Source organism: Streptomyces swartbergensis, from assembly GCF_002148965.1.
Lineage (GTDB): Bacteria > Actinomycetota > Actinomycetes > Streptomycetales > Streptomycetaceae > Streptomyces > Streptomyces swartbergensis.
On the sequence record NZ_NGFN01000041.1, the window covers coordinates 1 to 20357 of the forward strand.

Consider the following 20357-nt stretch of genomic DNA (forward strand, 5'->3'; position numbering starts at 1 on the left):
CGGAGGCGGCGCGTACGGCGGAGGTCAGGCCGCCGGCCACCGCGGCCAGCCGCTCACCGACGACGATCACGGCCCCCTCGGCGCGCAGCGCCTCGGCGGCGAGAGCACCGTCGTCCTCCAGACCGACGTTCCTCGCGAGCGCGTCCAGCCACTCGGTCTCGGTCCCGGGAGCCGCCGGCAGCAGCGTCCCGCCGGCCGTCTCCAGTCCGCGCGTGGCGTGCGTGGCCAGGGAGAACACCTTCTGCCCGTGCTTGCGCCAGGCCTTGCGCAGCCGCAGGAAGACGCCGGGCGCCTCCTCCTCGGCCTCGAAACCGACCAGCAGGACGGCGGGGGCCTTCTCCAGTGCGGTGTACGTGACGCCCGTACCGTCGAGGTCCCGGCCGCGACCGGCGACCTGGGCGGCGAGGAAGTCGGCCTCCTCACCGCTGTGCACGCGCGCGCGGAAGTCGATGTCGTTGGTGTCGAGCGCCACGCGCGCGAACTTGCTGTACGCGTAGGCGTCCTCGATGGTGAGCCGGCCGCCGGTCAGCACGCCGGTGCGGCCCCGGGAGGCCAGCAGCCCCTGGGCCGCGATCTGGAGGGCCTCCGGCCAGGAGGCCGGTTCCAGCTCGCCCTCGGCGTTGCGCACGAGCGGCGTCTGAAGCCGGTCGCGCTGCTGCGCGTACCGGAACGCGAACCGCCCCTTGTCGCAGATCCACTCCTCGTTGACCTCGGGGTCGTGGGCCGCGAGCCGCCGCATGACCTTGCCGCGCCGGTGGTCGGTGCGCGTGGCGCAGCCGCCGGAGCAGTGCTCGCACACCGACGGGGACGAGACGAGGTCGAAGGGGCGGGAGCGGAATCGGTACGCCGCCGAGGTCAGCGCGCCGACCGGGCAGATCTGGATGGTGTTGCCGGAGAAGTACGACTCGAACGGGTCGCCCTCACCGGTGCCGACCTGCTGGAGCGCGCCCCGCTCGATCAACTCGATCATCGGATCGCCCGCGACCTGGTTGGAGAACCGGGTGCAGCGGGCGCACAGCACGCACCGCTCGCGGTCGAGCAGCACCTGAGTGGAGATCGGGACGGGCTTCTCGTAGGTCCGCTTGCGGCCGTCGAAGCGGGACTCGGCGTCGCCGTGCGACATCGCCTGGTTCTGCAGGGGGCACTCGCCGCCCTTGTCGCAGACCGGGCAGTCCAGCGGGTGGTTGATGAGCAGGAGCTCCATCACACCCTTCTGGGCCTTCTCGGCGACCGGCGAGGTGAGGTGGGTCTTGACCACCATCCCGTCGGTGCAGGTGATGGTGCAGGACGCCATGGGCTTGCGCTGGCCCTCGACTTCGACGATGCACTGGCGGCAGGCGCCGGCCGGGTCGAGGAGGGGGTGGTCGCAGAACCGGGGGATCTCGATGCCGAGCTGTTCGGCGGCCCGGATGACCAGGGTGCCCTTGGGCACGCTGATCTCGATGCCGTCGATCGTCAGCGTCACGAGGTCCTCCGGCGGGACCGCCGCTTCTCCCCCGCCTGAGGGAGCGTTGGTGGTCACGGTCATGCGTTCACCTCCGTGCGGTCGGCCCAGGCCGTCGACTTGGCCGGGTCGAAGGGGCATCCCCGGCCCGTGATGTGCTGCTCGTACTCCTCGCGGAAGTACTTGAGCGAGGAGAAGATCGGCGAGGCGGCGCCGTCGCCGAGGGCGCAGAAGGACTTGCCGTTGATGTTGTCGGCGATGTCGTTCAGCTTGTCGAGGTCGGACATCTGTCCCTTGCCGGCCTCGATGTCGCGCAGCAGCTGCACGAGCCAGTACGTCCCTTCGCGGCAGGGCGTGCACTTGCCGCAGGACTCGTGGGCGTAGAACTCGGTCCAGCGCGTCACGGCCCGCACCACGCAGGTCGTCTCGTCGAAGCACTGGAGAGCTTTGGTGCCGAGCATGGAACCCGCGGCGCCCACTCCTTCGTAATCAAGAGGGACGTCGAGATGCTCGTCGGTGAACATCGGGGTCGAGGAGCCGCCCGGCGTCCAGAACTTGAGGCGGTGCCCGGGGCGCATCCCGCCGCTCATGTCGAGGAGCTGGCGGAGCGTGATCCCGAGCGGCGCCTCGTACTGGCCGGGGCTCGCGACATGGCCGGACAGGGAGTAGAGCGTGAAGCCGGGCGACTTCTCACTCCCCATCGACCGAAACCATTCCTTGCCCCGATGCATGATCGCGGGAACCGACGCGATCGACTCGACGTTGTTCACCACAGTCGGGCACGCGTAGAGGCCCGCGACGGCAGGGAAGGGGGGACGAAGCCGCGGTTGGCCCCGGCGGCCTTCGAGCGAGTCCAGCAGTGCGGTCTCCTCACCGCAGATGTACGCGCCCGCGCCCGCGTGCACGGTGATGTCGAGGTCGAGTCCGCTGCCCAGGATGTTCTCGCCGAGGAAGCCCGCCTCGTAGGCCTCGCGCACGGCCGAGTGCAACCGCCGCAGAACTGGGACGACTTCACCACGCAGATAGATGAAGGCATGCGAAGACCTGATGGCGTAACACGCGATGATCATGCCCTCGATGAGGCTGTGCGGGTTCGCGAAGAGGAGCGGGATGTCCTTGCACGTCCCCGGCTCCGACTCGTCGGCGTTGACAACTAGATAGTGCGGCTTTCCATCCCCCTGAGGGATGAACTGCCACTTCATGCCCGTGGGGAATCCCGCGCCACCACGCCCGCGCAGACCGGAGTCCTTGACGTACGCGATCACGTCGTCCGGCGGCATGGCGAGCGCCTTGCGGAGCCCTTCGTAGCCGTCGTGCCGTCGGTAGACGTCCAGCGTCCAGGACCTGTCCTCGTCCCAGAAGGCCGACAGCACGGGTGCGAGCAGCTTCTCTGGGCTCATGTCTTTCAGCTCGGGTGCCAAGGTCATCACTCCCCCTCCTCGGCGGCAGGCCCGGCCGGGTGGGCGGGGTCGGAGGCCGACGTGTCCTGCGGCGCGTCGTGCGAGCTCAAGTGCTCCGTCGGTGACGGCTCGTGCGGCTTGTCGTCCCGGGGTGCCTCGCCGCGCGGATGCACCACGCGCGCGGGAGCGGACTCGCCCTTGGCGAGCTTCAGGCCGATCAGGGAGGCGGGTCCCGCGCTTCCCCCGGACTCGACGGCTCCGTCCCGCTCGTCGGGGAAACCGGCCAGGACCCGGGCGGTCTCCTTGAAGGTGCACATGGGCGCCCCGCGCGTGGGTGTGACCGGCCGTCCCGCGCGCAGGTCGTCGACGAGGCGCTTGGCGCTCGCCGGGGTCTGGTTGTCGAAGAACTCCCAGTTGACCATCACGACCGGCGCGAAGTCGCAGGCCGCGTTGCACTCGATGTGCTCCAGGGTGACCTTGCCGTCGTCGGTGGTCTCGCCGTTGCCGACGCCCAGGTGCTCCTGGAGCTCCTCGAAGATCGCGTCCCCGCCCATGACGGCGCACAGGGTGTTGGTGCACACCCCCACCTGGTAGTCACCGCTCGGCCGGCGGCGGTACATGGTGTAGAAGGTGGCGACCGCGGTGACCTCGGCCGTGGTCAGGCCGAGCATGTCCGCGCAGAACCGCATCCCGGTGCGCGTGACGTGTCCCTCCTCCGCCTGCACGAGGTGCAGCAGCGGCAGGAGGGCGGACCGGGAGTCCGGGTAGCGGGCGATGATCTCGCGCGCGTCGGTCTCCAGACGGGCCCGGACGTCGTCCGGGTAGGCGGGTGCGGGCAGTTCGGGCATGCCCAGGCTGACGCCCCGCTCGGAAGAAGAGGTGGTCACCGGTCGACGCCTCCCATCACGGGGTCGATGGACGCGACGGCGACGATGACGTCGGCGACCTGGCCGCCCTCGCACATCGCCGCCATGGCCTGAAGGTTGGTGAAGGACGGATCGCGGAAGTGGACCCGGTAGGGGCGGGTGCCGCCGTCGGACACGACGTGCACCCCGAGTTCGCCCTTGGGCGACTCGACCGCCGCGTACGTCTGTCCCGGCGGGACGCGGAAGCCCTCGGTGACCAGCTTGAAGTGGTGGATCAGGGCCTCCATGGAGGTGCCCATGATCTTCTTGATGTGGTCGAGGGAGTTGCCGAGGCCGTCGGGCCCCAGGGCGAGCTGGGCCGGCCAGGCGATCTTCTTGTCGGCGACCATGACCGGGCCGGGCTGGAGCCGGTCCAGGCACTGCTCGACGATCCTCAGCGACTGGCGCATCTCCTCCAGCCGGATGAGGAAGCGGCCATAGGCGTCGCAGGTGTCGGCGGTCGGGATGTCGAAGTCGTACGTCTCGTAGCCGCAGTAGGGCTGCGCCTTGCGCAGGTCGTGCGGCAGGCCCGTGGAGCGCAGGATCGGACCCGTCGCGCCGAGGGCCATGCAGCCGGCCAGGTCGAGATAGCCGATGTCCTGCATGCGGGCCTTGAAGATGGGGTTCCCGGTGGCGAGCTTGTCGTACTCCGGGAGGTTCTTCTTCATCTTCTTCACGAACTCGCGGATCTGGTCCACCGCGCCGGGCGGCAGGTCCTGGGCGAGTCCGCCGGGGCGGATGTACGCGTGGTTCATCCGCAGACCGGTGATCAGCTCGTAGATATCGAGAATGAGTTCACGATCACGGAATCCGTAGATCATGATCGTGGTGGCGCCGAGCTCCATGCCGCCGGTGGCGATGCACACCAGGTGCGACGAGAGCCGGTTCAGCTCCATCAGGAGCACGCGGATGATCGAGGCGCGGTCCGGGATCTGGTCCTCGATGCCGAGGAGCTTCTCGACGCCGAGGCAGTACGCCGTCTCGTTGAAGAACGGCGTCAGGTAGTCCATGCGCGTCACGAACGTGGTGCCCTGCGTCCACGTCCGGTACTCGAGGTTCTTCTCGATGCCGGTGTGCAGGTAGCCGATGCCGCAGCGGGCCTCGGTGACGGTCTCGCCGTCGATCTCCAGGATCAGGCGGAGCACGCCGTGCGTGGACGGGTGCTGCGGGCCCATGTTGACGACGATGCGCTCGTCGTCGGCGCGGGCCGCGGACTGGACGACCTCGTCCCAGTCGCCACCGGTGACCGTGTAGACGGTGCCCTCGGTGGTCTCGCGCGCCGCGGCGGCCGCGGCGGCGGCGTCGGATGCGTGCGACGTGCTCATGAGTACGACCTCCGCTGGTCCGGAGCCGGGATCTGGGCGCCCTTGTACTCGACGGGGATGCCGCCGAGGGGGTAGTCCTTGCGCTGCGGGAAGCCCTGCCAGTCGTCCGGCATCATGATCCGCGTCAGGGCAGGGTGGCCGTCGAAGACGATGCCGAAGAAGTCGTACGTCTCGCGCTCGTGCCAGTCGTTCGTCGGATAGACGGAGAACAGCGACGGGATGTGCGGGTCGCTGTCGGGGCAGCTGACCTCCAGGCGGATCACCCGGTTGTGGGTGATCGAGCGCAGGTGGTAGACGGCGTGCAGCTCGCGGCCCTTGTCGTTCGGGTAGTGGACGCCGCTGACGCCCGTGCACAGCTCGAAGCGCAGGGCCGGGTCGTCGCGCAGGGTGCGGGCGACCTTGACCAGGTGCTCGCGCTCGATGTGGAAGGTCAGCTCGTCGCGGTCGACGACCGTCTTCTCGATGGCGTTGCCGGGGAGCAGTCCCTGCTCCTCCAGGGCGCCCTCCAGCTCGTCGGCGACCTCGTCGAACCAACCGCCGTAGGGGCGGGTCGCCGGTCCCGGGAGGCGGACCGAGCGGACCAGGCCGCCGTAGCCGGAGGTGTCGCCGCCGTTGTTCGCGCCGAACATGCCGCGCTGGACGCGGATCTCCTCGCCGCCCTGGCCGCGCTGGCCCGGGAGGTTCGACGCGCTGAGGTCCTTCTCGGGGTTGACCCCGTTGTCGTTCGCGTCGCTCACCGCAGCAGCCCCTTCATCTCGATCGTGGGCAGGGCCTTGAGCGCCGCCTCCTCCGCCTCGCGGGCCGCCTCCTCGGCGTTCACGCCGAGCTTGGAGCTCTGGATCTTCTGGTGGAGCTTGAGGATGGCGTCCATCAGCATCTCCGGCCGTGGCGGGCAGCCGGGGAGATAGATGTCGACCGGCACGATGTGGTCGACGCCCTGGACGATGGCGTAGTTGTTGAACATGCCGCCGGAGGAGGCGCAGACCCCCATGGAGATCACCCACTTGGGGTTCGGCATCTGGTCGTAGACCTGCCGCAGCACCGGCGCCATCTTCTGGCTCACCCGGCCGGCCACGATCATCAGGTCCGCCTGGCGCGGAGAGCCCCGGAAGACCTCCATGCCGAAGCGCGCCAGGTCGTAGCGGCCGGCGCCGGTGGTCATCATCTCGATGGCACAGCAGGCGAGGCCGAACGTGGCGGGGAAGACGGACGACTTGCGCACCCAGCCCGCGGCCTGCTCGACGGTGGTCAGCAGGAAGCCGCTCGGCAGCTTTTCTTCGAGTCCCATGACGTGTGGCCCCTCAGTCCCATTCCAGGCCGCCGCGCCGCCATACGTACGCGTACGCGACGAAGACGGTGAGCACGAAGAGCAGCATCTCCACGAGCCCGAAGATCCCCAGGGCGTCGAAGGTGACGGCCCAGGGGTAGAGGAAGACGATCTCGATATCGAAAATGATGAAGAGCATCGCCGTCAGGTAGTACTTGATCGGGAAGCGCCCGCCGCCGGCCGGCGTGGGGGTCGGCTCGATACCGCACTCGTAGGCCTCGAGCTTGGCGCGGTTGTACCGCTTGGGCCCGATCAACGTGGCCATGACCACGGAGAAGATCGCAAAGCCTGCCCCGAGGGCTCCCAGTACGAGGATGGGCGCATAAGCGTTCACCGCTCCTCGCTCCTCTCAGTCGGCACTGACTGCTGGCGGTTTGCGTCGGGCTCACATCCGCCCCACCGGTCCCTCGAACCCCGCCTGCCCCGGCGAAGATCGGGAACATGTGAAGCAGGTCACAAGCCCAACCGCGTGCATCTTATGCCCGACCCTCTGTGATCTGCGACACGGGGTATTGCACAAGCTTTGTGATCTCCACCACCTGACGATCGATCATGAAGTCGGATGAGCGGTGATCTTCACACCCGAAGCGTCCGAGTGATCACCAGAGGTGACATTTTGGCTCGTCAGCGCAGGCCAGAGGGAGGCGTCTCAATATCAAGAAGGTTCCCTTGCATGCAAATTCGCGATGGACTGGATCTCTTGATAGAGGCGCGTTCACACATCGGAGGGCGCGTGAGATGGGGTGTGGACGCGTGCATCCGTTCACGATCTTCGCGAGGCCGTGATCCGGTCGTGATCTTCGGCGCCGGACGCGCCCGCCGAGGCAACCGTTCCGTGACCTCCGTCACACAGATGAGAGGCTCATGAGAACGGGGCTTGGCCAATCAACCCAACCGGTGGTAGGCGCGGGGCAATTCGGGCGTATTGATCAAAGACCGTGATCGCAGGCCGGTCACGGTGAGCCCGCAATGTCCGTTACGGCGTCAATAAAGGGCCTCGTGCGGGGGTTTTGGGGGCCCGATTGAACAACTGTGGCGCAGCACACGTTTCTTGAAGATATGAAGGAGCCCCTGGTACCGGTTGTTCCCATGTCCCACACCGCTCACATACGCAGCCACCGGAAACCCCGCCGCAGCGCGACCTCTTCGATCGCCCTGCGTGCCGGAGTTGCCGGTGGCGTTCTCAGCATGGCAGCGGCGGGTGCCTCGGCCTCGGCGAACGCCGCCGAGCCGGTCACCCAGACCATCGAACTGCCCACCCTGACGGCCGACCTGTCCGCCCAGGTCGCCCAGTCCGCTGCCGCCACCCAGCAGGCGGCCGCGAACTACGAACTGCGCGCCGAGCGTGACGCAGCCGCCGCCAAGGCCGCCGCCGAGGCCAAGAAGGACCTCGTCGAGGCGAAGAAGAAGGCGGAGGCCAAGAAGAAGGCCGCCGAGGCCGCCCGCAAGGCCGCCGCCGAGCGCGCCGCGCGCAACGCCGAGCGCGCCACGCTCACCGCCTCTGCGTCCTCTGCGTCCACGTCCGCGTCCGCCTCCACGTCGGTGTCGGCGCCCGCCAGCGGGAGCGTCGCGACCGTCATCGCCTTCCTGAAGGCCCAGGTGGGCGACGCCTACGTCATGGGCGCCACCGGTCCCAACGCCTGGGACTGCTCCTCCCTCGTGCAGGCCGCGTACAAGCAGGTTGGTGTGGACCTGCCGCGCGTCTCGCAGGACCAGTCGATGGCCGGCACGGACGTCCCGCTGTCCGACATCCAGGTCGGCGACATCCTCTACTGGGGTGGCAAGGGCTCCGCGTACCACGTCGGTGTCTACATCGGAGACGGCCAGTACCTGGACGCGGCCAACCCGTCCAAGGGCGTCGTCATCCAGGACCTGTCGGGCTACCCGGCGTCGGGCGCGGTGCGCGTCCTCTGATGCCGCGCTTGCACTGAATTCACGCATAACGGGCCCGAGGGCCGTTGCCGCTCGGGGCAACGGCCCTCCCGGACGTTCAGAACACCCCGGACCGTCCAGAACACCCCCGGTGTGCCCTCAAGGCCCTCCAGGGCCCCTCAGGGCGCCTGTCCGAGGTCGAAGGTGCTCGGCAGTCCCGGCCGGTACCGCAGTTCGTCCACGCGCTTCAGGGGCTCCAGCTCCCGTGGCCGGCGCAGCTCCCGGACCCGGCAGCGCTCTGCGTCCGAATTGCCCCACTCCGGCAGGACATTGACGGCGTGCCGCGCGGACTCGTTGGCGCCCTCCATCGAGGCGGGGTCGACGTCGGTGCGGACGCAGTCGCCCGCGAGGAAGAAATTCGGCACCTTCGTGCGGGCGGTCGGGCGGTCGGGCGGTTGGGCGGTTGGACGGTACCCAGAGGTCGGCGACGACCTCCTCCCTCGTGCACTCCTTGGCCGTCTTGCCGTACAGGATGCCGGGCTTGCCCCATTCCGGGATGATCGCGAAGAGACAGTCGCGGGCCCGGCCGTCGCCGTAGTCGCGCGAGAAGTCCCGTACGTCCCAGAACTGGGCCTGGCCGATGGCCGTCACCGACCAGGGCGAGCCGAGGCAGTCGACGGGCCGTGCACGACCGGGGTGGGGGTACGCAGGTAGAACATCACGCCGGTCATCCAGTCGGTCGGGAGCGCGTCGCACCGGGCACCCGCGGCTCGCGCCCGAGAGACCTCGCCGCGCTGATCGACGACATGTTCCTGAGGATGTACCTCGCGGACGGCGCCGGACTCGCGGCGAACCAGGTCGGGGTCGGTCTGAGGGCCGGCTCTCCCGGCGGGAGCGGAAGGACGCGCTGCGGCAGATGGCGGACCGGCGCGAGGGGTGTTCGCGCGCCGGGCCGCCGACATCGCGACCCTGAGCGGCTGACCGGGCCTTCGGCGCCGAAGGCCCGAGCGCCTGGTCAGGCCTTCGGCGCGACCTTGCTCAGGCCGTTGATGATGCGGTCCATCGCGTCGCCCCCGGTCGGGTCGGTGAGGTTCGCGAGGAGCTTCAGCGTGAACTTCATCAGCAGCGGGTGCGTGAGGCCGCGCTGGGCCGCGATCTGCATGACCTTAGGGTTGCCGATGAGCTTCACGAAGCCCCGGCCGAGCGTGTAGTAGCCGCCGTAGGTGTCCTTGAGGACGCGCGGGTAGCGCTGGAGGGCCAGTTCGCGCCCCGCGGGGGTCGAGCGGGCGTGGGCCTGGACGATGACGTCGGCGGCGATCTGGCCGGACTCCATGGCGTAGGCGATGCCCTCGCCGTTGAAGGGGTTCACCAGGCCGCCGGCGTCGCCCACCAGCAACAGCCCCTTGGTGTAGTGGGGCTGGCGGTTGAAGGCCATGGGGAGGGCGGCGCCGCGGATGGGCCCGGTCATGTTGTCGGGGGTGTAGCCCCAGTCCTCCGGCATGGACGCGCACCAGGCCTTCAGGACCTCGCGCCAGTCCAGCTCCTTGAAGGACTCGGAGGTGTTGAGCACGCCCAAGCCGACGTTCGAGGTGCCGTCGCCCATGCCGAAGATCCAGCCGTAGCCGGGCAGGAGACGGTCCTGCGCGCCGCGGCGGTCCCACAGCTCCAGCCAGGACTCCAGGTAGTCGTCCTCGTGGCGCGGGCTCGTGAAGTACGTCCGCACGGCCACGCCCATCGGGCGGTCCTCGCGGCGGTGCAGGCCCATCGCGAGGGACAGGCGCGTGGAGTTGCCGTCGGCGGCCACGACGAGCGGGGCGTGGAAGGTGACCTCGCGCTTCTCCTCGCCGAGCTTGGCGTGCACGCCGGTGATACGGCCTGTGCGGTCGTCCAGGATCGGCGCGCCGACGTTGCAGCGCTCGAACAGCCGGGCGCCCGCCTTCTGGGCCTGCTGGGCGAGCTGCTCGTCGAAGTCGTCACGCTTGCGGACGAGGCCGTAGTCGGGGAAGGAGGCGAGATCCGGCCAGTCGAGCTGGAGCCGCACCCCGCCGCCGATGATCCTCAGGCCCTTGTTGCGCAGCCAGCCGGCCTCTTCCGAGATGTCGATGCCCATCGCCACCAGCTGTTTGACGGCGCGTGGGGTGAGACCGTCGCCGCAGACCTTCTCGCGCGGGAACTCGGTCTTCTCCAGCAGAAGGACGTCGAGTCCCGCCTTGGCGAGGTGGTAGGCGGTCGTGGAGCCGGCCGGCCCCGCGCCCACGACGATCACATCGGCGGTGTTCTCGGAGAGCGGCTCGGTCACGACGGTCACGGCGGGATCTCCCCAAGTTCGAAATCTGCGTGCCGACCGGCACAGGACATGGGCAGTCTATGCAGCGGCATTCATCACCGGCTGAAGGGCTGCCTCCATGAACCGAGCTCTCCCCGCCGTGCGGCTCCGCGTCCCCACCCACGAGGACGCTTTCGCCTGGCACCGGCTCTTCGACGACCCGGACGTCATGGAGTTCCACGGCGGCAGCTCCGCCGAGCTGTCGGTCTACGAGGAGCTCACCGCTCGCCAGCGCCGGCATGACGCAGAGCTCGGCTTCTGCCTGTGGACCGTGCTCGACGAGTCCGGGCAGGTCATCGGCTTCACGGGCGCCCAGCCCTGGGAGCGGGGCTGGGGACCGGCGGGCCAGATCGAGATCGGCTGGCGGCTCGGCCGGGAGCACTGGGGCAAGGGCTATGTCACCGCGGCCGCGCGGCAGACGCTGGAGCGGACGCGGGCGGCCGGCGTACCTGGTGTGGTGGCGATGGTCGACGCCCGCAACACCCGGTCCATCGCGGTCGCGCGGCGGCTGGGGATGCGCCTCGCCGAGACCTTCACGACTCCGGCCTCGGAGCGGTCGGGCCACTGCTACCGGCTCGACCTCCGGCCACCGTCCGTTGACGCTGCGTAGTCGACTGTCACAGAAAGACATCTGTCGCTTCCGGCCGGTGCGGAGCGGGAGTTACCCTGCCTGTACCGCTGGGGGTGACATCTGTGCACATATCCCGCAAAACACCCGAAGTGCGTGTACCGCGTCTGGTGGGCCTGATGGCTGTGGACGCGCGGGAGACGGCCCGGGCGCGGGGCCTGCTCCTCAACGCACCGGACCGGCCCGACTTCCATCTCGCCGTCGTCGACTACGTCGTACGCCAGTATCCGCAGCCCGGTGCCGAGGTGCCGCGGGAGTCGATGGTCTACGTGTGGTTCGACTTCGGCCCCGGTGAGGGCGGCGGGGGCGTGCACGAGCCGCGGATCCCGAGGCCGCCCAGGGGCGGTCTCCAGCGGGAGCTGGACGAGCCCGGCGACCCGTACATGGTCCTCAGCTCCCCTTAGCGCCTTGCGGTCAGCTCTTCTTGAAGCCCCGGTGCAGGGCGACGATCCCGCCGCTCAGGTTGCGCCAGGCCACCCGCGACCAGCCGGCCTTGCCCAGCCGCTCGGCCAGCGCGGGCTGGTCGGGCCAGGCGCGGATGGACTCGGCGAGGTAGACGTAGGCGTCGGGGCTGGAGGATACGGCCCGCGCCACCGGCGGCAGGGCGCGCATCAGGTACTCGGTGTAGACGGTGCGCAGCGGCGCCCAGGTGGGATGCGAGAACTCGCAGATCACGACCCGTCCGCCGGGCCGGGTCACCCGGTACATCTCCCGCAGGGCGGCGTCCGTGTCCTGCACGTTGCGCAGCCCGAAGGAGATGGTGACCGCGTCGAAGGTGTCGTCCTTGAAGGGGAGCCGCGTCGCGTCACCGGCGGTGTAGGGCAGCCAGGGCTGCCGCTGCTTGCCGACCCGGAGCATGCCCTGGGAGAAGTCGCACGGGACGACGTAGGCGCCGGTGCGGGCGAAGGGCAGCGAGGACGTGCCCGTGCCCGCAGCCAGGTCGAGGACCTTCTGCGCGGGGCGCGCGTCGACCGCCTTGGCGACCTCTTTGCGCCATCGCCGGTCCTGGCCGAGGGACAGCACGTCGTTGGTCAGGTCGTACCGTTCCGCCACGTCGTCGAACATCGAGGCGACTTCGTGCGGCTGCTTGTCCAGGGATGCGCGGGTCACGGGCCCATTGTTGCAGTACGCCCGCCCGGGAGAAGCCGCGGCTTCCGCCGTGACACGGCGTTCCATGCCTCGGGAGACGTTCGCTGCCGGGGAGCGTATGTGGTGTGTGTACCCCTGAGGTCTCATGAGAACGGGAGCACACGCCATGTGGAGTTACCGGAAGCCGGCGACGGTCGGACTGGGCTGTCTGATCGCCATGGTCACGACGGCGTGCTCCGACCAGGGCGAGGCGGCACGCCCGGCGCCCTCGCCGCCTCCTGCCTCATCGCCTCCTGCCTCATCGCCTCCTGCCTCATCGCCCCCTGCCGAGGCCGGCACCGCGTACGCCCCGTACGTGAGCGCCACGGAGGCCGCCGGCACCGAGTCCGCCGGCTCCCCGACGACGTACAACCTCGCCTTCGTCCTGGCCGACGGCGACGACTGCACCCCGCGCTGGGACGGCGCCCGCGCCATCGGCGACCCGGCGGTGAAGGCCCGTACAGCCCGGCTGGAGAAGAACGGCGGCCGGGTCCGGGTCTCCTTCGGCGGCGCCTCCGGCAAGGAACTCGCGGCGGCCTGCGACAGCGCGGCGGAACTGGCGGCGGCGTACGGCAAGGCCCTCGACGCGGCCGGTGCCACCCGGGCCGACTTCGACGTCGAGGGCGACGAACTGGCCGACTCCGCCTCCGTCGCCCTGCGTTCGAAGGCGATCGCGCTGCTCCAGAAGGAGCGTACGGACCTGGAGGTCTCCTTCACGCTCCCGGTCATGCCCTCGGGCCTGGGCAAGGACAGCCTGGCGCTGCTCGGCTCCGCCAACGACAACGGCGTCCAGGTCGCCACGGTCAACCTGATGACGATGAACTACGGCACGTCGTACGACGGTGACATGGGCGGCTACGCGCTCACGGCCGCCAAGGCCGCGCACACCCAGCTGAAGAAGGTCTTCGGCACCTCGGACGCGGCCGCCTGGCGGGGCATGGCGCTCACCTCGATGATCGGCGTCAACGACGTCGACGGCGAGACCTTCACGCTCGCCGACGCGGCCGAGGTCCGTGCCTTCGCCGAGGAGAAGGGCGTCGGGTGGGTGTCGATGTGGTCGGCCGCGCGGGACCGGCAGTGCGCGAACGGTTCCACGTCGGACCAGCCGGCGACCGATTGCAGTGGGGTGAGGCAGAGTCCCGGGGCGTTCGGGGAGGCGTTCGCGGGCTGACGGATCAAAAGAGCAATAAAAGGTCCGCTTCAACAGACCGCTTCACCAGGCCCGCTCCGAAAGGCCCTTCCAAAGCGCTGTCAGCGCCGCCGATGCACCAGCCGCCCCGCGCACACCGTCGCGACGCACTCCCCCGCCTCGTCGAAGACGGCGAGGTCGGCGCGGCCGGTCGGGACGATCGCGGTGCGGCGCCCACTCGGCAGGACGACGACGTCGTTGCGATCGGCGGCGGACCGGAGTTCCGGCGAGTCGACGTACTCCTCCAGGACCGCCACCGCGCCGAGCTTCAGCACCTCGTGGACGCGTTCGCGCGGGCTCGGGGCGTCCGGGAGCGGGCCCTCGTGGACCCGGGCGGGACCGAGGGTCCCGGGCCACCTGCGGACCCGGGCCCGGGGGAACGCCTCGCGGACGTCGTCGAGCTTTCCGACGGCACCGATCCGGTCCCGTCCGACGGCCACGGCACCGCCCTTGACCGGCTCGGAGTCCCAGGTGACGCGGACGGCGTCGGCCGTGTGAATGGTTTCCAACTGCCTCTCCGCGCCGGCTCAGTTGGAGGCGAGCAGCTTCAGCTCGGGGTGAGCCGTGCCGCCCTCGATGGCCGTGGACGAGATGTGCGAGACCACGCGGTCGTCGACGGGGTCGTTCGCCGGGTCGTCGTGCACGACCAGGTGCTCGTACGTGGTCGACCGCTGCGCGGGCACCCGCCCGGCCTTCCGGATCAGGTCGATGATCTCCATCCGGTTGGAGCGGTGCTTGGCGCCCGCCGAGGAGACGACGTTCTCCTCCAGCATGATCGAGCCGAGGTCGTCGGCGCCGTAGTGCAGGGAGAGCTGCCCGACCTCCTTGCCCGTGGTCAGCCACGAGCCCTGGATGTGGGCGATGTTGTCCATGAACAGCCGGGCGATCGCGATCATCCGCAGGTACTCGAAGAGGGTCGCCTGCGTGCGGCCCTTCAGGTGGTTGTTCTCGGGCTGGTAGGTGTACGGGATGAAGGCACGGAAGCCGCCCGTGCGGTCCTGGACGTCCCGGATCATCCGCAGGTGCTCGATGCGCTCGGCGTTGGTCTCGCCGGTGCCCATGAGCATGGTCGACGTGGACTCCACGCCCAGGCCGTGCGCGATCTCCATGATCTCCAGCCAGCGCTCGCCGGACTCCTTCAGCGGGGCGATGGCCTTGCGGGGCCGCTCGGGCAGCAGCTCGGCACCGGCACCGGCGAAGGAGTCGAGCCCGGCGGCGTGGATGCGCCGGATGGCCTCCTCGACCGACACCTTCGAGATCCGGGCCATGTGCTCGACCTCGGACGCCCCCAGGCTGTGGATGACCAGCTGCGGGAACTCCTTTTTGATCGCCGCGAAGTGCTTCTCGTAGTACTCGACGCCGTAGTCCGGGTGGTGTCCGCCCTGGAACATGATCTGGGTCCCGCCCAGCTCGACCGTCTCGGCGCACCGGCGCAGGATGTCGTCCAGGTCGCGGGTCCAGCCCTTGTCGGTGTCCTTGGGGGCGGCGTAGAAGGCGCAGAAGCGGCACGCCGTGACGCAGACGTTCGTGTAGTTGATGTTGCGCTCGATGATGTACGTCGCGATGTGCTCGGTGCCCGCGTACCTGCGGCGGCGTACGGCGTCGGCGGCGGCGCCCAGCGCGTGCAGCGGGGCGTCCCGGTACAGCGCGAGCGCCTCGTCGGGGGTGATCCGCCCACCGGCGGCAGCACGGTCGAGGATGGGCTGAAGGTCGGCCTTCTCGGTCACCGGGCGTCCCTTTCGTAAGGGTTGTGGACGGACCAGCCCAGCGTACGCCAGCCGTTCGGGCCGCTGGACGCCAGGCCTGCGGGCCTTCGGGCCTTGGGCTTCGGGCTTCGGGCCTTGGGCTTTGGGCCTTGCGCCTTGGGCCTTCTCGGGCCTTGAGGACGTCAGGCCGCGTACGCCCCGGCCAGCAGCCCGAGGAAAGCGCCGGAGATCAGGAACGGCCCGAAGGGGATGGCCGTCTTGCGCCCGGCCCGCCGCGCGACCACGAGGGCACCGCCATACAGCGCCCCGAGCAGGAACCCGGCGAACGTGCCGAGCATCACCGTGGGCCAGCCGTACCAGCCGAGTACCGCCCCCGCGCCCAGGGCGAGCTTGACGTCGCCGAAGCCCATCCCCGCGGGATTGATGAGGAACAGCACGAAGTAGCCGCCGCCCAGCGCGAGCGAGCCGAGCAGGGCGGTCGTCCACTCCCCCGCGTGCTCGGGGACGAGGGCGGTGAGGCCGAGCAGGGCGAGTGCGGCGCCCGCAAAGGGGAGGGTGAGCGGGTCGGGCAGGCGCCGTACGCGGAAGTCGACGACCGTGAGCAGGACGCCGATGGGAGCGAGGAGCAACCAGACGCCGAGCTCGGGCCGGGTGCCGGTGGCGGCGGCGAGGGTGGCGCAGACGAGTGCGGTGGCGATCGCCAGGGGTGCCGTACGCGGCCCGTATCCGGCCGCCGCGCACTCCGCGCCCTCTGTACCCTCCGCACCCTCCGCACCCTCCGCACCCTCCGCGCCCTCCGGGCACGAGGCCCGTCCCAGCCAGCCCTTGAGGGTGTGCCCGCCGGGGCACCGCTCCCGCCAGGGCTCCCCCGAGGGAGCCGAGAACCGGTAGGCCGCACGCGGCAGCAACGCACCCACCGCCGCGCCCCACAGCGCGGCGGCGATGACCAGGGCCCCGGTGTTCATCCCACCGCGGCGATCGCGTCGCGCCACGTCGGCAGCAGCTCGTCGAGCAGTGCCTCGGTGCGCGGCGGCAGTCCGCGGGCCCCGCTGCGGCCGATGAGATCGGTGGCGAGCGCGGTCAGCCGGGACGTGTCGCCGGTGGCGTGGGTGGCGCGCAACAGCTCGTGCCACAGGCGCTCGTCGGCCGGGGCGGTGCGCAGGGCCGCGTTGAGGGCCTCGATGGCCTTCTCGGCGCGGTTCTTCTCCATGTGGAACTCGCACAGCGCGAGCCCGGTGTCCGCGACGAGCAGCGGCAGCTGGGCGTCGACGATCTCGTGGGTGAGCCACCGGTAGCGGCCTTCGGGCCGGTCGGCGAGCAGCGGCCCGCGCACCAGCACGAGCGCGTCGGTGAGCAGCCGCCCGCGCACGGCCCGGCTGTTCACGCCCTTGCCCTGCGTGGCCTCGTAGTAGAGGGACCGCAGTACGTCCAGGTCGGAGACGACGGACTTGGCGAGCGTGAGCCGGCCGCTGCCGTCGGTGCCGAGGCGGGGCGTGCCGTCGGGGTCGGCGCCGAGCCAGTCGCGCAGCCGGTCCAGCAGCGCGCCCCGTACGTCGTCGGTGACGCCGCGCGGCCACAGCGCCGAGGACAGCACGCGCGGGTGCACGCCCTCGCGGTGCAGGAGCAGCAGGGCGAGCGCCTCGTGGAGGAGGGCGCTGCGGTCCCCGTCCGGGGTGTCGAGGCCGATGATCTCGTACGGCCCGACGAGCCGGGCGTAGACGGCCGGACGCCCCTGCTCGCTGATGTCGACGAGGAACGGCGGCCGGTTGGCCGGGCCGCCCTCGGGCCGGTTCTCGGGGTCGGCGTCGACGAACAGTTCGACGACGGCCCGCTGCTGGGCGACGGGCAGCAGCTGGGCGTCGAGTTCGAGGCCGAGGAGCGGCGCGAGCAGCTTGCCCTGGCCGGTGATCTCCATCTCCCAGGCGGCGCCCGGCAGGTCGCCGGTCTCGGTGCCGACGAGGTAGCCGATGCCGAGACGGCCGGCGTCGGCGGCGAGTTCGGCGAGCTTGACGGCGTCCTCGGCGGACGGCTGGGCGGCGAGCAGCACGAGGTGCGGGGCCCAACGGGTGTGCTGCGCGGGCCCGGTGCGCCCGGTGAGGACGGAGTCGTGCCCGGCCGCGCCCAGGGCGCCCCGCCGCTGCCGCGTCTCGGCCTCCATGGTCTCGACGAGCGCCTCGACGTCCTCGAGGTGCCGGATCCGGTTCGGGGCGAGGGGGGTGAGGTCCTGCCCGAACCCGACGAGCGTGATGGTCATGCGGTCGGACCAGCCGTTGGTCGCCAACTCGGCGGCGACGGACGCGAAGACGGCGGCCCGGTCGGCCTCCCGGCCGGAGAGGGAGACGATACCGGGCACTGCCTCCAGGTTGAGCAGCAGCCGCGAGTCGTCCATCGTGCCGAGGCTGACGAGGCCCGGGTAGGGCGCGGCCGTGTCGACGTCCTCGTAGCGCTCGGCGTCCGTCCGGGCCAGCATCCAGAAGGTCTGGTCCTGCCCCTGCTGCCAGGGGGCGGGCGGCTTCCCGGCGGGCTGGGCGAGCTGGAGGTGCAGGTCGCCGTTGCTGAGCCAGGCGGCGTACACGACCGGCAGCGCCCGCGACTCCGCGGCGAGGGAAGCGGCGAGACCGCGCAGGCTCCGGTCGAGCAGCYGCACGCCCTCCGGGTCGGCACCGACGAGCAGCGCGTCCTGGACATCCTGGGCATCCCCGCTCGGCGTGGGCGGTTCCATACCGCGCCGCCCGCCGATGGCCCCGAACGCCGACTGCCACAACGCCTGCCGGCGCCGCCGCCCCAGGGCACCGAGGAGACCGGCGGCGAGGAGGGGGGCGGTGAGGAGGGCCTCGGGCAGGCCGAAGGAGCTGCCGGACTCGGCGTCGACGGCGGTGGCCTGCTGGTGACCGGAGTCGGGGGCGGGCCGCTGCTCGGGCAGGGACACCTGGGAGGTGGAGGGACCGCCACCGGCGTGCTCGTGCCCGCCGCCCTGGGCACCACTGCCTCCGCCTTGGGCGTGGTCCCCTGTCTGGGCGTAGTCGGCGATCTGCTGCTGTACGTCCGGCGACACGTTGGGAGCCTCGTCGGGCATCTCGACGAGCTCACCGCCACGCGCGTCGCCGGGCATCTCCATGATCCATCCGGGCCGGATGAGACTGGCCTCGGAGAGCTTGGACCCGTCCGGCTGGACGCGGTCCTTGTTGAGCTCGAAGATCTCCTTGTAGCGACGCCCGTCACCGAGGTGCCGTTCCGCTATCTCCCACAGGGAGTCGTGGTGACGCCCCTCGGGCGGCTGGATCCGGTAGTACTTCGTGTCGCCCTGCTTGGCGGTGCTGCCTCCGGCCTCGGCGTGCGAGGCGGCGTGCGAGGCCTGCTCGGCGAGGGCGGCCGCGGTGTCGGCGGCCTGCTCCTGCTGCTGGGCGAAGAGACCCGGGGTCTGCTGGGCCGCGGCGGAGGCGGGCTTGTGATGGGCGTCGTAGCCGCTCTGCCCGAGCTGCGACAGCCCGGGCGCGAAGCTGGCCGCGGTGGCGCCGACGAGCAGCAGCGCGGCGACGAGCTGCCGGGCGAGCAACTGACTGGGCCCGGCCCCCGGCACCCGCCCCGGCACACCGACACCGGACAGCGCGGCCTTCATCTCCACCAGCACGCAGGCGGTGAACTGGGCCCACGCGAGCCACACCACGACGGTGAGGATGTTCAGAAACGTGTGAACGGTGATCTCTTGCTGAAGCCAGTCGAGGCTCGGCACCCCGTTCGGCAACGGCCACCCGATCTGCGTGGCCAGCGCGCCGGGCACACCGACGAGGAGGACGGCCAGGGCGACGAACGCGAAGAAGGCCTTGACGAAGTCCCCGAACGACCGCCGCCGGATCCTCACCGGCTGCGGCGTCCGATTCCTCGGAGCCGTCGTTCCCGTCGTTCCCGTCGTTCCCGACGTACTTCCCGTCGAGCTTGACGAGCTTGAGGTGCGGCGTCGCGGCATGGCGGGTGTCCTGGGGTCGTGTGTGGAGTGCGGTGAGGCGAACTGTGGGCCGAGGGGTGTGCTGAGCCTACAGAGATCTTATTGACTCTTATTGAGGTCGTCGAAGGGCGTAGGGAACGAGGGTTGTTGACGCCCGATTTGCCCGCTGGCCGTAAGCCGTCGATCCGGCGGCCGATCGGCTGGAAGCTCCCTCTTCGCGACTGCCACGCACACTCCTCACGCATCCCACACATGCCCCCATGGCCTCCCATGGGGGCATGAGCAACCCCTGATAGCTTCGTTCCCTGTCGCACACGTCGAACCTCGGGGGAGAAACCGTGGCCCGCCGCGCTCTGACCACCGCAGCTGCCGTGTTCACCGCAACGGCGGCGTTTCTGCTCACCGCATGCGGCGGAGGTGGAGACGACAAGTCATCGGACGACATCAAGGGGGCTGACTCGGGCACCAAGAGCCCGTCAGCATCCGCGTCCGGCTCGGCGGAGGTCGACCGCCCGGACGTCAGCGTGCCGAAGGACCTCAAGCTCGTCTTCGACTTCGACGAGCCGTCGGACGCGAAGCACGCGGCGGCGCTTGCCGACGCGGAGAACTACGTCAAGGCGATGTACCACGGCATCGCCGCGCAGGACCCGAACGACCCGGCGTACCAGTTCTACTCGGACGGCCAAGCCGAACAGTACGTCAAGTCGCAAATCCAGACTTGGGTGAAGGGGGGCTGGGCACCCACCGGGACGGACCAGTATTACGACGCCGAGACGACCACTCTGACCGGCGGCAAACGCGTCCTCGTCACGTTCTGCGAGAACCAAGGCAAGGCCTACAGCAAGGACATCAAAACCGACAAGATTCTCCGTACCGAGGAGAATGCCGACAGCTACCTGAAGCATCGGCTGCTCATGGTCCCCTCGTCCGACTCTCCCCAGGTGTGGAAGGTCCAGGTCATCGAGGTCATCGGCAAGGCCAAGGAATGCCGAGCATGAGGACCCCACTCCCGCTTGGTGCTGGGCTTCGATCGCTGCCGTCGCCATTGTGCTCTGCAGCAGCGGCAACGCATACGCCAACTACACCCCTGGCAAAACAACTACGCCGCCCGTCACTTCTGGCGGAAACAACGGCAAGGACATCTACGCCTCCGCCGGCACC

Annotated in this window: 19 protein-coding genes and 1 pseudogene; 6 read left to right on the forward strand and 14 right to left on the reverse strand. The window is 70.1% G+C overall.

Annotated elements, in window-relative coordinates:
• The 7 genes from CA983_RS09575 to CA983_RS09605 all read right to left on the reverse strand — a co-directional run.
• On the reverse strand, positions 1–1528 hold a 1528-nt coding region (locus CA983_RS09575; RefSeq protein ID WP_143645470.1), incomplete at its 3' end, for an NADH-quinone oxidoreductase subunit G.
• Positions 1525–2871 carry an NADH-quinone oxidoreductase subunit NuoF gene (nuoF, locus tag CA983_RS09580; RefSeq protein WP_086600444.1) on the reverse strand — a complete coding sequence of 449 codons (1347 nt, stop codon included), beginning with the start codon at positions 2869–2871 and terminating at the stop codon, positions 1525–1527. The genes nuoF and CA983_RS09575, both read right to left, overlap by 4 nt.
• On the reverse strand, positions 2871–3731 hold the full coding sequence (gene nuoE / locus CA983_RS09585; RefSeq protein ID WP_086600445.1) for an NADH-quinone oxidoreductase subunit NuoE: 861 nt from the start codon (positions 3729–3731) through the stop codon (positions 2871–2873). Before nuoE ends, nuoF begins: the two co-directional genes overlap by 1 nt.
• Positions 3728–5074, reverse strand: coding sequence for an NADH-quinone oxidoreductase subunit D (locus tag CA983_RS09590; protein WP_086600446.1), 1347 nt, complete (start codon positions 5072–5074; stop codon positions 3728–3730). The genes nuoE and CA983_RS09590 overlap by 4 nt, the downstream gene beginning before the upstream one ends.
• Positions 5071–5811 carry an NADH-quinone oxidoreductase subunit C gene (locus tag CA983_RS09595; protein ID WP_086600447.1) on the reverse strand — a complete coding sequence of 247 codons (741 nt, stop codon included), beginning with the start codon at positions 5809–5811 and terminating at the stop codon, positions 5071–5073. Before CA983_RS09595 ends, CA983_RS09590 begins: the two co-directional genes overlap by 4 nt.
• Positions 5808–6362 carry a NuoB/complex I 20 kDa subunit family protein gene (locus CA983_RS09600; RefSeq protein WP_018528252.1) on the reverse strand — a complete coding sequence of 185 codons (555 nt, stop codon included), beginning with the start codon at positions 6360–6362 and terminating at the stop codon, positions 5808–5810. The genes CA983_RS09595 and CA983_RS09600 overlap by 4 nt, the downstream gene beginning before the upstream one ends.
• 13 nt (positions 6363–6375) lie before the next feature.
• Positions 6376–6735, reverse strand: coding sequence for an NADH-quinone oxidoreductase subunit A (locus CA983_RS09605; protein WP_003974383.1), 360 nt, complete (start codon positions 6733–6735; stop codon positions 6376–6378).
• Positions 6736–7460: 725 nt separating this feature from the next.
• Here CA983_RS09605 and CA983_RS09610 point away from each other — a divergent pair.
• A complete protein-coding gene (locus CA983_RS09610; protein ID WP_086600448.1) occupies positions 7461–8315 on the forward strand; it encodes a C40 family peptidase in 855 nt (284 codons plus the stop codon).
• A gap of 137 nt (positions 8316–8452) precedes the next feature.
• Here CA983_RS09610 and CA983_RS47745 read toward each other — a convergent pair whose 3' ends face one another.
• Entirely contained in the window at positions 8453–8698 is a 246-nt protein-coding gene (locus CA983_RS47745) for a hypothetical protein (protein WP_244206767.1), read from the reverse strand.
• A 258-nt stretch (positions 8699–8956) separates the two neighbouring features.
• On the opposite strand from CA983_RS47745, the pseudogene CA983_RS49445 reads away from it, so the two are divergent.
• Positions 8957–9148 (forward strand): annotated as a pseudogene (locus CA983_RS49445) (peptide deformylase); the annotation flags it as partial.
• A 140-nt stretch (positions 9149–9288) separates the two neighbouring features.
• Here the strand turns inward: CA983_RS49445 and CA983_RS09620 are convergent.
• Positions 9289–10581: a geranylgeranyl reductase family protein gene (locus tag CA983_RS09620; protein WP_086600449.1), complete on the reverse strand. Its 1293-nt coding sequence runs from the start codon at positions 10579–10581 to the stop codon at positions 9289–9291.
• 97 nt (positions 10582–10678) lie between these two features.
• Between CA983_RS09620 and CA983_RS09625 the strand changes: the two genes are divergently transcribed.
• The gene (locus CA983_RS09625) at positions 10679–11209 is read left to right on the forward strand and encodes a GNAT family N-acetyltransferase (RefSeq protein ID WP_086600450.1); all 531 of its coding nucleotides are present in this window, start codon (positions 10679–10681) and stop codon (positions 11207–11209) included.
• Between the two features lie 110 nt (positions 11210–11319).
• Positions 11320–11631: a PASTA domain-containing protein gene (locus tag CA983_RS09630; RefSeq protein ID WP_086600451.1), complete on the forward strand. Its 312-nt coding sequence runs from the start codon at positions 11320–11322 to the stop codon at positions 11629–11631.
• Positions 11632–11641: 10 nt separating this feature from the next.
• Here the strand turns inward: CA983_RS09630 and CA983_RS09635 are convergent, their stop codons facing one another.
• The gene (locus CA983_RS09635; RefSeq protein WP_086600452.1) at positions 11642–12337 is read right to left on the reverse strand and encodes a demethylmenaquinone methyltransferase; all 696 of its coding nucleotides are present in this window, start codon (positions 12335–12337) and stop codon (positions 11642–11644) included.
• A gap of 145 nt (positions 12338–12482) precedes the next feature.
• Here CA983_RS09635 and CA983_RS09640 point away from each other — a divergent pair, with 145 nt between their 5' ends.
• Positions 12483–13526, forward strand: coding sequence for a chitinase (locus tag CA983_RS09640; protein ID WP_086600453.1), 1044 nt, complete (start codon positions 12483–12485; stop codon positions 13524–13526).
• Between the two features lie 80 nt (positions 13527–13606).
• On the opposite strand, the gene CA983_RS09645 is transcribed toward CA983_RS09640, so the two are convergent.
• The 4 genes from CA983_RS09645 to CA983_RS09660 all read right to left on the reverse strand — a co-directional run bounded on the left by CA983_RS09645 (position 13607) and on the right by CA983_RS09660 (position 19112).
• Positions 13607–14053, reverse strand: a complete 447-nt coding sequence (locus CA983_RS09645; protein ID WP_086600454.1) for a hypothetical protein — start codon at positions 14051–14053, stop codon at positions 13607–13609.
• 18 nt (positions 14054–14071) lie between these two features.
• Positions 14072–15271 carry a cyclic dehypoxanthinyl futalosine synthase gene (gene mqnC / locus CA983_RS09650; RefSeq protein ID WP_086600455.1) on the reverse strand — a complete coding sequence of 400 codons (1200 nt, stop codon included), beginning with the start codon at positions 15269–15271 and terminating at the stop codon, positions 14072–14074.
• 161 nt (positions 15272–15432) lie between these two features.
• The gene (locus tag CA983_RS09655; protein WP_086600456.1) at positions 15433–16215 is read right to left on the reverse strand and encodes a prepilin peptidase; all 783 of its coding nucleotides are present in this window, start codon (positions 16213–16215) and stop codon (positions 15433–15435) included.
• On the reverse strand, positions 16212–19112 hold the full coding sequence (locus CA983_RS09660) for a BTAD domain-containing putative transcriptional regulator (protein ID WP_086600457.1): 2901 nt from the start codon (positions 19110–19112) through the stop codon (positions 16212–16214). The genes CA983_RS09655 and CA983_RS09660 overlap by 4 nt, the downstream gene beginning before the upstream one ends.
• 422 nt (positions 19113–19534) lie before the next feature.
• Between CA983_RS09660 and CA983_RS09665 the strand changes: the two genes are divergently transcribed.
• Positions 19535–20194, forward strand: coding sequence for a hypothetical protein (locus CA983_RS09665; RefSeq protein WP_167407348.1), 660 nt, complete (start codon positions 19535–19537; stop codon positions 20192–20194).
• Positions 20195–20357: the final 163 nt, after the last annotated feature.

What these genes read in the sequence shown, in the direction of transcription:
- nuoF (WP_086600444.1), bottom strand. Translation starts at nt 2,871, where the DNA reads ATGACCTTGGCACCCGAGCTGAAAGACATGAGCCCAGAGAAGCTGCTC.
- CA983_RS09590 (WP_086600446.1), bottom strand. Translation starts at nt 5,074, where the DNA reads ATGAGCACGTCGCACGCATCCGACGCCGCCGCCGCGGCCGCCGCGGCG.
- CA983_RS09600 (WP_018528252.1), bottom strand. Translation starts at nt 6,362, where the DNA reads ATGGGACTCGAAGAAAAGCTGCCGAGCGGCTTCCTGCTGACCACCGTC.
- CA983_RS09610 (WP_086600448.1), top strand. Translation starts at nt 7,461, where the DNA reads ATGAAGGAGCCCCTGGTACCGGTTGTTCCCATGTCCCACACCGCTCAC.
- CA983_RS09625 (WP_086600450.1), top strand. Translation starts at nt 10,679, where the DNA reads ATGAACCGAGCTCTCCCCGCCGTGCGGCTCCGCGTCCCCACCCACGAG.
- CA983_RS09640 (WP_086600453.1), top strand. Translation starts at nt 12,483, where the DNA reads ATGTGGAGTTACCGGAAGCCGGCGACGGTCGGACTGGGCTGTCTGATC.
- CA983_RS09655 (WP_086600456.1), bottom strand. Translation starts at nt 16,215, where the DNA reads ATGAACACCGGGGCCCTGGTCATCGCCGCCGCGCTGTGGGGCGCGGCG.